Annotated in this window: 7 protein-coding genes; 3 read left to right on the forward strand and 4 right to left on the reverse strand. The window is 51.3% G+C overall.

Annotated features, from left to right (window positions below; all coding sequences use genetic code 11):
- Positions 1 to 3: 3 nt before the first annotated feature.
- Positions 4 to 1344, reverse strand: coding sequence for an efflux RND transporter periplasmic adaptor subunit (locus HK11_RS05880; protein ID WP_086554409.1), 1341 nt, complete (start codon positions 1342 to 1344; stop codon positions 4 to 6).
- Positions 1344 to 4514, reverse strand: a complete 3171-nt coding sequence (locus tag HK11_RS05885; RefSeq protein WP_086554410.1) for an efflux RND transporter permease subunit — start codon at positions 4512 to 4514, stop codon at positions 1344 to 1346. Before HK11_RS05885 ends, HK11_RS05880 begins: the two co-directional genes overlap by 1 nt.
- 395 nt (positions 4515 to 4909) lie before the next feature.
- On the opposite strand from HK11_RS05885, the gene HK11_RS05890 reads away from it, so the two are divergent.
- The 3 genes from HK11_RS05890 (at position 4910) to HK11_RS05900 (ending at position 7990) form a co-directional block, all read left to right on the forward strand.
- Positions 4910 to 6172: a dicarboxylate/amino acid:cation symporter gene (locus tag HK11_RS05890; RefSeq protein ID WP_086554507.1), complete on the forward strand. Its 1263-nt coding sequence runs from the start codon at positions 4910 to 4912 to the stop codon at positions 6170 to 6172.
- A 22-nt stretch (positions 6173 to 6194) separates the two neighbouring features.
- Entirely contained in the window at positions 6195 to 7475 is a 1281-nt protein-coding gene (locus HK11_RS05895) for an MFS transporter (protein WP_086554411.1), read from the forward strand.
- 110 nt (positions 7476 to 7585) lie between these two features.
- Positions 7586 to 7990: a hypothetical protein gene (locus tag HK11_RS05900; protein WP_086554412.1), complete on the forward strand. Its 405-nt coding sequence runs from the start codon at positions 7586 to 7588 to the stop codon at positions 7988 to 7990.
- A gap of 25 nt (positions 7991 to 8015) precedes the next feature.
- On the opposite strand, the gene bcp is transcribed toward HK11_RS05900, so the two are convergent.
- Together bcp and HK11_RS05910 are read right to left on the reverse strand one after the other, a co-directional pair.
- Positions 8016 to 8492, reverse strand: coding sequence for a thioredoxin-dependent thiol peroxidase (bcp, locus tag HK11_RS05905; protein WP_086554413.1), 477 nt, complete (start codon positions 8490 to 8492; stop codon positions 8016 to 8018).
- A 27-nt stretch (positions 8493 to 8519) separates the two neighbouring features.
- Positions 8520 to 11606 (reverse strand): bifunctional [glutamine synthetase] adenylyltransferase/[glutamine synthetase]-adenylyl-L-tyrosine phosphorylase, encoded by a 3087-nt coding sequence (locus tag HK11_RS05910; RefSeq protein WP_369822926.1) that lies wholly within the window; start codon positions 11604 to 11606, stop codon positions 8520 to 8522.
- Positions 11607 to 11621: the final 15 nt, after the last annotated feature.

Here is an 11621-nt window from a genome sequence, read left to right on the forward strand (position 1 = left end):
ATTTCATTGACGACCTCCGGCTTCAGGTACTGGTGCATTATCATCAGGCAGAGCTCTTACATTTTCTGTCTGCTTTGCCGCATTAGCCTTTGCCGCAGCGGAGGCCGCCACGGGCTTAACCGGAGGAGCGTTATACCCTGGCGTGCCCTGAACAACACGCACCTCCTGACCGTCAAGAATGCCTGCAGAAGGATTATTAATGACACGATCGGTCTTTTTAACACCGCGTAAAATCTGCAGGGTAGATCCAAGATTTGTACCCACTGTAACGCTCACAAGATGCACATGGTTGGTATCATCAACCAGCGCAACCTGCGTACCCTCCGCGCGGAAAATAAGCGCACCCAGCGGCAGGATCAGAATATTTGAATCTCCCGGAGCTCGGAATGTCGCTGTCGCATACGAATTAGGCCACAGTTCACGGGTTTTATTATCAATTGTGAGCTCAGTGGTCACGGTACGGGTAGAAGAATTAAACGCCGTCGCTGCTGTGAGATATTTTGCTTTAAACACTTTATCAGGGTACTGCGGCAGAACCAGATCAGCCTGAAGGCCTGGCCCTATAACATCAGCGTAATCCTGCGGGACAGCGACGAAAACACGCATAGCATGCACATCAGCAACACTGAAAAGTTCTGTCGCCTGCCCCTGTGAATCCACATCACCGCGGCCGGCATTAACATAGTCACCTACGTTAGCAAAACGCGATGTAACGACACCATCAAACGGGGCGACAATACGCTTAAAGTTCTCCAGCGCAGCAAAGCGTTCGACATCGAAGCCCGCGGCCTCCATCTCAGCTTTTTCAGCCGCAGCATTCGCGGCCTGCACGTCAACCTCCTGACGTGAGACGGCCTGCGTACCCTGAAGGGCCTTCCAGCGGGCAGCTGTAATTTCAGCAAGTTTATACCGGGCTTTGGCAACATTCAGCCGGGCCTGCGCTGCGGAATACTGCGCATCAAGACCTGGCGTGTTAATTTCAGCAAGTACGTCACCTGCCTTCACAACAGCACCGAAGTCCTTATACCACATTTTCACGTAGCCCGAGACCTGGGCATAAATAGGAGCCTGATACCAGGCCGAAACATTAGCGGGCAGAGACAATGTACGCTCTGACGGCCCCTCCTGCGGGTAAATAACCTGTATAGCCGGCACAGCCTGATGAATTGTTTCATCAATCAGTTTTGAATACTGCATATGCCGCTGCACAAGGCCGATAACGACCAGCCCCACAGCAACACCCCCGACAACAAACACCCAGAGCCGGCGTTTTGCAGGGGAAACTGAATGCTGCCCCGGGTTTGAGTCGTGCCTGCCGTGCGGCCCCTGATCATGCGCACTCATCAGCTCTCTCCCTCGCTCTTCAGCTCTGTCTTTTTATGATTGTGTAACAAGGCAAAAACGCAGGGGACGAACAGTAATGTCGCAACAGTTGCAACAATCAGCCCGCCCATAACGGCTTTACCTAAAGGCGCATTTTGTGAATTACTCATAGACATCGGCAACATACCGATAATCATGGCCAGTGCAGTCATCAGCACAGGGCGAATACGCTCATACCCGGCTTCAAGAGCAGCCTTAACCGCGTCACCATGCTCATCAAGCCTTTCACGGGCAAACGCTACAACCAGAATAGCATTTGCGGTGGCCGTGCCCATGCACATAATCGCCCCGGTCAGAGCCGGCACGGACAATGTTGTATGCGTGAGAAACAGGCTCCATGAAATGCCAGCCAGCGCCCCCGGGAGGGCCATGATGATGATAAACGGATCAAGCCATGACTGAAAGTTAACAACGATCAGCAGATAAACCAGCAGAATGGACATCGCCAGACCAGCAATCAGCTGCACATATGCACTGTTCATTGTAACTGCCTGCCCACGCACGACGAGAGATGAACCATGAGGCAGATTGATCCGCTCCTGGTCAACAATCTGCTCGACATCACGCGAGGCTTTACCCAGATCAACTCCCTCATTTGAGGCATAAATATCAAAGACGGGCATAATATTATAATGCGCAACCTCACCCGGGGTGCCTGTCTGCTCAATATGGCTCAGCCCCCCCAGAATCTGCATATTTTTACCTGAAGGGTTACCGTCACCTTTATCAACCGGTGTAAGCTCCAGGTCATTCATGGTCTGCAAAAATGCAGCCGGCGTCTGAATATCAATCAGATGCGAGACACCAGTCGTAACATCAAGCCAGTAAACCTGACCGACCTGTGAACTGCCTGAAAGTGACACCAGCGCATTGTTAGCGACATCAGATTCCGTAATCCCTGTACCAAGCGCATATGTACGCCGTGCGTTAATGCGCAGCGTAGGCGTTGTCATAGGCTGCTGCACCGAAATATCCGTCAGCCCCGTAACATGGCGCAAACGCTCAGCCAGCCGGTTAGCAAACTTAAAATTATCCGTCAGATTACGACCGACGATCTGCACATCAATAGGTGACGGCAAACCAAAATTCAGAATTTTTGAGGTCAGATCACCAGGCATGAAAGAAATTTGTGTACCTGGAAATTTCTCCATAAGATTGCGACGGATCAGACGACGATACTCAGCAACCGGGGCCTCAGAGTTTTTCAGTGATACCGTCAGGTCACAGTCCTGTGTACCAACCGTAGGTGTGGGGATAAATGCCTGGTTCAGCGCACTGAAGGGAAGACCGCAGTTATCAACGATACCCTCAACCTGACCAGGCAGTGTGCGCTCGATCTCCTGATTAATAAGCTCGGAAATTTTGCCGGCTTCCATCAGCCTTGTGCCCAGCGGCGCACGCATATGAATAGCCAGCGCATCAGAGTTCACTTCAGGGAAGAAGTCCTGCCCGACAGCCAGCAAAAGCCCCATTGACAGCACAGAGCACAAAACAAAGATCGGTATAAAACTGGTACGCACGCTCACCAGATATTTCAGCAGGCGGTAATAGGCGTGACGAAAAGCTTCAAAACGACGCTCAAAGCCTTTCTGAAAACGACCGAAAAATGTTTTCGGCGCTTCACCCGCATGTGCACGGTGGGCTTCAACCTGAGCCGCCAGCATGAACTTTGCCATAGTTGGCACCAGCGTTCTGGACAGAATGAACGAGGCGATCATGGCAAACACAATGGCTTCAGCCATTGGCATAAACAGCCAGCCGGCAACTCCCGTCAGCTGGAACAGCGGTGTCCACACAATACAGATACACAATGTCGAAACGAATGTCGGAATAACAATCTGGTTAGCCGCATCGATAATAGCGGTTTCCAGATCTTTATTCATTTCAAGATGCGCATCAATATTCTCAATCATCACGGTGGCATCATCGACAAGAATACCGACCGCGAGCGCCAGACCGCCAAGCGTCATAACGTTAATGGTCTGCCCGGCCCAGCCAAGGCAGATAATCGAGCACAGCATTGCCAGCGGAATTGACGTGGCGATAATCACTGTCGAACGCCACGATCCGAGGAACAGCAATACCACAAGGCCTGTCAGACACGCTGCTGTGAACATTTCACGCAACACATCCTGAACAGATTCCTTCACAAATGTAGAGGCGTCATTGAGGATTTTGATACTGACACCCGGCGGCAGGGTTTTGACAATACCCGGCAGCAGGGCCTTCACACCCGCAACCACCTCAAGCGTAGAAGCATCACCACTTTTCATAATAACGATCAGAACACCCTGCTGCCCTTTAACAAGCACCAGGTTGGTCTGAGGCGGACCACCTGAATGAACCCAGGCAACATCCTGCAGGCGCACTACAGCGTTTCCGACCTGCTTGATCGGTATCATATTAAGTTCATCAAGCTCACGGGGGGACGCGTTAGTCTGAACCATCCAGTCAAATGGCCCGATACGCTGATCACCTGCAGGCAGCACAATATTCTGACTACCCAGAGCTTTTGAAACGTCAACCGGCGAAAGCTTATGAGCCAGCAGCTTAATCGGGTCGAGGTCAACCATTATATTGGCTGGCTGACCACCATAGGGATTGGGAATAGCTGCACCCGCCACCGACACCAGAGCCGGACGGATATAGTTTGACGCCATATTGTAAATTTCTGACGCCGTCATCGAGGTTGAGGCAACCTGAAGGGTAATAACCGGCACCGAAGACGCATTATACGTCAGAATCAATGGGGGCGTTGACCCCGTCGGCATCTGCTTAATCACAGTCTGCGAGACGGAAGTAATCTGCGTTTGTGCAACGGCAGTATCTGTTCCGGGCTGGAAGAAAATTTTAACAATACCACGCCCGTAATAGGACTGACTCTCTATGTGCTCAATATTGTTAACGGTAGCAGTCAGCGCACGCTCGTAATAATACACGACACGACCCGACATATCTTCAGGCATTAAGCCGGTATATGTCCAGACAACTGCAACAACCGGGATGTTAATACTTGGAAAAACGTCAGTAGGGGTTTTGAAAATTCCCCTTATACCAAAAACAACAATGAGAATAGAGAGCACAACAAAAGTATATGGCTTTTTAAGCGCCGTAACGACGATTTCATTCATTGCGCGCCTATCCTCAGATGATCACTAACAAACAACAGACATCCTTCCCTCGCATACAGCTATCCTGTGATGACGCAAATAAAAATACCTTTAACAGGCCTAAACTTACGTTCATATTCCCTGTAAAAGCAGGACATAATTACTCCATACCTGATACTTACGTACCTTTTCTCAGAACAGTTCATTACCCTTAACAAACGTATTCGCTCACAACGAAATTAACACACATTTCCGCGTGAAATGATACCATGCAATGACAGGGATTTTTTTAGAGATTATACTGAACCATCCGGCACAGAACCGTTCAACAACAATAACAATTCACAACAGGAACTTTCCGCGTGCATCTGCCTGACCCCGCCGCTCTTTCGGCACCGTCTTCGTCTCGTCATAAAATGCTTTACCTTCAGGTTGTCGCAGCTGTGATAGCCGGTATCGTTGTTGGCTACTTTTTTCCCGGTTTTGGCACATCATTGCGGCCGCTGGGTGACGGATTTGTTAAACTCATCAAAATGGTGATCGCCCCTGTCATTTTTCTGACGGTCAGCACCGGCATTGCCGGCATGGCAGACCTGAAACAAACCGGGCGCGTTGCCGGCAAAGCTATGAGCTATTTCCTGCTCTTTTCCACGCTAGCACTGATTATTGGCATGATTGTGGCCAATGTTGTCCGCCCGGGCAGCGGCCTCAACATCGACCCGGCATCTCTTGATGCCAGTAGCATCAGATCATTTGTTACTGAGGCACACTCTCACACATTTACCGAATTTCTGATGCACATTATTCCCACCACAACGGCGGGAGCCTTCACATCAGGCGAAATTTTGCAGGTGCTGCTCATTTCCATTCTTTTTGGGATCAGCCTCGCGCAAATGGGCAAAGCCGGCGAAAAAATACTCGATTTTTTCAAAAGTCTGACCGAACTGGTCTTTGGTGTTGTCAGACTGGTGATGTACGCTGCTCCTGTTGGTGCTTTCGGGGCAATGGCTTTTACAGTTGGTCGTTTTGGCGTCAGCTCTATTGGCAATCTTGTGCTGCTTATCCTCACCTTCTACCTGACTGCTATTTTATTTATTGTCCTCATTCTCGGTGTTGTTGCCCGCCTGGTGGGCTTTAACATTTTCAGTCTGCTGCGTTACCTTAAAGAAGAGCTGTTAATTGTTCTGGGCACCAGCTCATCTGAATCAGCCCTCCCCGGCCTGATCTCAAAACTCGAAAATGCAGGCTGTCCGCAGGGTATTGTGGGGCTGGTCGTGCCTATGGGGTATTCCTTCAACCTTGATGGCACCAATATCTACATGACCTTATCTGCCCTGTTCATCGCTCAGGCGACAAATGTTCATCTTGGCCTGGGTGAGCAGGTTGCTCTTTTGCTTGTCGCTATGGTCAGCTCAAAAGGAGCCGCCGGCGTTACTGGTGCGGGATTTATTACTCTTGCCGCAACACTTTCTGTCGTACCTTCTGTTCCCGTTGCTGGTATGGCGCTGATTTTAGGTATTGATCGCTTCATGTCAGAGTGCCGGTCACTGACAAACCTGATTGGCAATGCTGTCGCCGCGATTGTTGTTTCACGATGGGAGAACAGTCTCGATAAACAGCAACTGCGCAATGCACTTGAAAATAAAAATATATCCCACCAGGCACCTGAAATTTACTGAGATTAAAACGGAACAGTATGTGATGAATACAGTGCAGCGCATAAGAGGTATTATTGCAGGATCAGCCGGCAACCTTCTGGAGTATTATGACTGGTACGTTTATTCATCTTTCGCAATTTATTTTGCCCATGCTTTCTTTCCCCATGGGGATCAGACCGCTGAACTTTTAAAAAGCGCTGCAGTATTTGCCATTGGCTTTTTTATGCGCCCTGTCGGGGGCTGGCTTCTTGGCTCTGCTGCTGACCGTTATGGCAGACGAACAGCCCTGACTGTTTCAGTCACAGCAATGTGCGCCAGTTCGCTTATTATAGCCTTCTGCCCTACCTATGATCAGATCGGCCTTATGGCACCTGCTGTTCTGCTCATTGCCCGCCTCGTTCAGGGGCTCAGCCTTGGTGGTGAATACGGAGCTTCTGCCACCTATCTGGCTGAAATGTCATCTGCACATAACAAAGGCTTCTGGTCAGGCTTTCTCTACGTCACGCTGGTGATGGGGCAACTGCTGGCTCTTATTATCCTGCTGCTCATGCAATATGTTTTTCTGACACCAGAGCAGATTTCCGCATGGGGCTGGCGCGTGCCGTTTTTTCTTGGCGCTGTTGGCGGCCTGCTGATTTTCTGGATGCGGCGAAACATGGAAGAAAGTGAAAACTTTAAATCCAGCCACAAGAAGAAAGAAAAAGGTGGCCTGAAGGTACTCTGGAAATACAAACGGGCTATTATGACCGTATGTGGCATGACGCTGGGCGGCACGGTCATTTTTTATACCTACACAATTTACATGCAAAAATACCTTGCAAATACGGTAGGCTTTCCAAAAGACACAGCAACTCTGATCTCCTCAGCTTCGCTTGTCGTCTTCTCTCTTCTGCAACCTGCCTTTGGTGCCTTATCTGACCGCATAGGCCGTAAACCCCTGCTTATCTATTTTGGTGTTATGGCAAGCCTTTGCACACTTCCCGTTTTTTCAATGCTGTCAGAAATCAAATCCCCCTGGCTTGCCTTCCTCCTTATCGTTTTCGCCCTGAGCATCGCCTCAGGCTACACGTCTATCAATGCCATTGTTAAAGCCGAGCTTTTTCCGACACAGGTCAGAGCCCTTGGCGTTGCTCTGCCATACGCCATCACTGTATCGGTCTTTGGTGGCACGACAGAATATATTGCCCTGTGGTTTCGCCAGATCGGCCACGAATCCTGGTTTGCTGTATATGTTTCGGCCTGTGCGTTTGTCACTTTCCTGACGGTTCTGACACTTCCCTCAGGGAGTCAGATCGACACACACCCGGAAAATACGGAAAACTGAAGAGTTCATAACAAAGGCAAATGCTGTCAGAATCAGGCCTTCAAAAAGCCATGAGTCAGGTCTTTTCTATACGCATAGAACAGTTACAACGCTGAACAGGGAGTGTTCTCATGCGGTCTGTTACAAAGCTCTTAATTGCTCTTCCTGCTGTCATCGGAACTCTGATGACGACCGTGCCAGCTGCACATGCTTATCCTTATGGCCGGGGCGGCCCTCCTCCCGGCGGTGGATGGGGTGGTCCCGGCCCGGGTGCCTATCGCCACCATCACCATAGCAATGGCGGCGCTATCGCCGGTGCTCTGATTGGCGGGCTTGCTGTCGGCGCTCTCGCCGGAGCGGCGATCGGTACTCCCGTAGCTCAGCCGGCTCCACCGGTTGCTTATATTCCACCAGCACCGCCAGTCTACGCTGTGCCAGTGGTACCGGTAGCACCACCACCACCACCACGCCCCGTTTATTATGCTCCTGGCGGGTATTATGCACCCGGCTCTTACTACGCTCCGGGCGCTTACTAAGCTTTCAGGCAAACAGCCAGAGCACTTACAGTGCCGAAACAGCCTCCACAACTGCATCGGCATGGCCGTCAACTTTAACTTTATGCCATATGCGCGCAATTTTTCCTTCAGCATTAATCAGGAAAGTTGTGCGCTCTATACCCATATATGTTTTGCCATAAAGCGACTTTTCGACCCAGGTACCATAGGCTTCAGTCACCTGACCATCTGCATCTGATGCCAGAGGAAAAGCCAGCCCGTATTTTTCTGAAAAGCTTTCGAGCTTTTTCATCGGGTCGCGCGAAACGCCAATAATATTAAGTCCGGTTTTATCAAAAGCCTGCAAAGCATCGTTAAAAGCGCAGGCTTCCTTCGTGCATCCTGGCGTATCAGCTTTCGGATAGAAATACAGAACAAAAGCCTGCCCTTTAAGGCTCTGAAGGCTAACGTGCCGGCCGTTCGTAGCATCCATCGAAAAGTCGGGAGCTGTATCTCCCTCTTTCAAAACATACGTCTGCGACATAACACTCTCCTTTTTTGACACTATACGTTACTGACTGCTTTCTTCACCTACAATGCCGGCAATACGCTCAAAACATGCTCTGACAGCATGTGCCAGTTCGCTGGTTTCACTTAGCACATCAGATAAACTACCCATCTGTAAAGCACGCAGCAACACAGCCTGAGCACCGGCTGAAAGTTCCTTTTCCAGATCCTGTGGCGGCACGGGTCCACACAACAGACGTAACAGACACTGCAGACGCCGCCAGATACGGTCAGCCTTCAGCAAAAGTGTCACATCATCGTGCGACAATACGCCTGCCCGACCAAGCTGTGTCAAAGCACGTCGCGTGCATGTGTCTCTTACCGACGAATCAACTGCCTCCAGCTGCAGACTCTGAGCCAGAAACTCGACTTCCATCAGTCCGCCGGAACGCCTTTTAACGTCCCACGGGCTTGATGCGGGCAAATCCCGCTCAAGTCTCGCCCGCATGCTCCGTGCGTCTTCAAGCACACTCCCCGCACTAAATGGCGTTTCCTTTACCGAACCATCAAGAATATGATTCAGGTTCTCCTGCAAAACACGACGCAGAGCCGGAGGTGCCGTGATAATGCGTGCACGGGTTAAAGCCATACGCTCCCATGTCCATGCCTGTTCACGGTGATAACGCATAAAAGCAGCACGTGACACCGCAACCGGACCAGCGGCACCTGACGGACGCAGCCGCATATCAACAGCATAAAGCGGCCCCTCTGGTCCCGGGGCTGTCAGTGCTGCAATAAAGGCGTGGGCCAGCCTCGTGTAATATTGTGATACCGTCACACTCCGGGGGGCAGAATAAAATGCACCCTCTGCTGCTGCGGCAGCCCGTTCAGGAATAATGCTGTTTAGCTCTTCCTCCGGGTGATCAAAGACTAAGAGCAGATCAAGGTCTGAACCAGGCATCATTTCACGAGAGCCTGCTTTACCCATTGCAATGACTGCCATGCTGCCGCCAGGAACACGACCATACCGGCGGGTATGGTCTTTCTCTACAGCACGCCACAAAGCAATCATCACCGCATCAGCGAGAATAGTACGGATACGCTCTCCCTCATCTTCATCCATCCGCCCTTCAAGAACAGCGACAGAAAGACGAAACTCCTCACCACGCAGAAGCGGACGGAGCATTGTCACAAGCATTTCAGTATCTTCTGCTTCACGGGCCAGCTGATGCAGGCGCTCGCGAACATTACGCCCGGATTCAGGCTCAGGCTCCAGTATACCCTCAAGAGCAGAAGGGGTATCGGCAAGATGATCAGCAAGAAAAGCCGAGGCATCAAATATGTCTGCAATGCGATCAATCAGAACCGGGTTTTTCTCAAAAAGAGAAAGCAGCTGCACCCCTGCATGCTGACGCGCCAGCAACGTGTCAAAACGCCGCAGACATGCCAGAGGGTTGCTACGGGTTACAAAGCTGCCCAGCAGAGCAGGCAGCAGCTTACGCAGCAACGCCTGGGCACGCTCTGAGCGCAAAGCCCTCATGCTATGTTTCTGCCAGCGCGCCAGAATCTGGGCAGCCTCAACAGCCTGATCAGCACTGAATCCCTGCTGGTTGAGATAATCAACCGTTTTTTGATCGTTCGGGTCAACAACCAGAAAACGTGCATCCTCCGCTTCGGGGCTTCCTGAATGCGTCACAAAGTGGCGTTCAAAAATACGGCGCGTTTCACGCATGCGTGGCAACAGATCGAGCACCATTGTCTCAGCATCTGAGTAATTCATAAAGATAGCGAACGCCTCAAACGCCTCACGCTTATCTGGCAAAGAATGCGTCTGCTGGTCTGAGCGCATTTGCAGACGGTGCTCAGCGTCACGCAGCAGACGATAGGTACGAGCCAGTGTCTCTGCCTCTTCACGCGGCAGATAAGCCGAACGCACAAGCTTTTTAAGCGCACCAAATGTTGTTTTATCCCGCAAGGCGGGGTCCCGCCCGCCCCAGACGAGCTGCATCGCCTGAACAATAAACTCAATTTCGCGAATACCGCCCTGCCCCAGTTTCAGGTTGTGCCCGAGCAGCCAGCTGATACCTGCCTGTGCATCTGCCATCATTGTGTCAGGCTGTGAGGCAAGGTCCGTCCGCCCGGTTTTGCGGTAGTGATCTATACGAGCCTTCATGATGTGAATATCATCAATCAGAGCGAAATCGAGATGGCGCCGCCAGACAAAAGGACGAAGCCCATCCAGAAATGACCGCCCCAGAGCCAGGTCACCAGCAACAGGGCGCGCTTTTATCATAGCCGCCCGCTCCCATGTCTGCCCCAGGCTTTCATAATAAACCATCGCGGCCTGCACAGACACAGCAGGCGGCGTTGATCCCGGGTCGGGCCTCAGACGTAAATCAGTACGAAAAACATAGCCATTTGCATCGCGCGCTTCCATCAAACTGACTAAATCGCCGGTCATGCGAATAAAAATACGTCTTACACCGTCTGATTGCTTGTATAATGACGGATCATACAGCACCATAAGGTCAATATCAGAGGAGAAATTAAGTTCACGTGCTCCGTGTTTTCCCATTGCCAGAACAAAAATTCCACAGCGGAAGGTCGGACGCTCCGGGTTTTTCAATTCTATCTGACCTGAATAGTGGGCAGCGCGTAATAAATGCCTGAGAGCAACCTCCAGAGTCATGTCTGCAAGACGGCTCAGCGTCTGAGTAACTTTTTCAAGCGACCAGAAGCCACCCAGATCAGCAACTGCGGCCAGAAGCGCAATACGTTTCTTAGCCTGACGCAGAACAGCCGCAATATGCTCTCGCTCACGGGTAATGTCACAGGCATCGAGCTCAGCAAAAACATGTGCCGCACTTTCTGCCGGCCCCTGCCGCATCAGTGCCACAAAGAATGTGATATCCTGGAAGGCAAGATCAGACAGGTAGGGGCTGTTGCCACCAAGACAGGCAAGCAAAGCCATGACACCCGGCTGATCAAGGACAGCCTGATAACCAGCCTCACGCAGGGCATCAGCCATGTCTGTGCAAAAGCGGTCCGCGGCCTGCGGTTCAGCTGCCGCCGGCCACCTGGCATCGGGCCAGACGCTGGAACCACGCAACTGACGGATATCATGAAACAGAATTTGTGGAGCGGGTTGTATCATATGACCATCCTG

It is taken from the genome of Acetobacter sp. DmW_043 (assembly GCF_002153485.1).
GTDB classification, from domain to species: Bacteria; Pseudomonadota; Alphaproteobacteria; order Acetobacterales; family Acetobacteraceae; genus Acetobacter; species Acetobacter thailandicus.

Excerpts from the sequence above, each read along its gene's own strand:
- HK11_RS05880 (WP_086554409.1), bottom strand. The coding sequence starts at position 1,344 with ATGAGTGCGCATGATCAGGGGCCGCACGGCAGGCACGACTCAAACCCG.
- HK11_RS05885 (WP_086554410.1), bottom strand. The coding sequence starts at position 4,514 with ATGAATGAAATCGTCGTTACGGCGCTTAAAAAGCCATATACTTTTGTT.
- HK11_RS05890 (WP_086554507.1), top strand. The coding sequence starts at position 4,910 with ATGCTTTACCTTCAGGTTGTCGCAGCTGTGATAGCCGGTATCGTTGTT.
- HK11_RS05895 (WP_086554411.1), top strand. The coding sequence starts at position 6,195 with ATGAATACAGTGCAGCGCATAAGAGGTATTATTGCAGGATCAGCCGGC.
- HK11_RS05900 (WP_086554412.1), top strand. The coding sequence starts at position 7,586 with ATGCGGTCTGTTACAAAGCTCTTAATTGCTCTTCCTGCTGTCATCGGA.
- bcp (WP_086554413.1), bottom strand. The coding sequence starts at position 8,492 with ATGTCGCAGACGTATGTTTTGAAAGAGGGAGATACAGCTCCCGACTTT.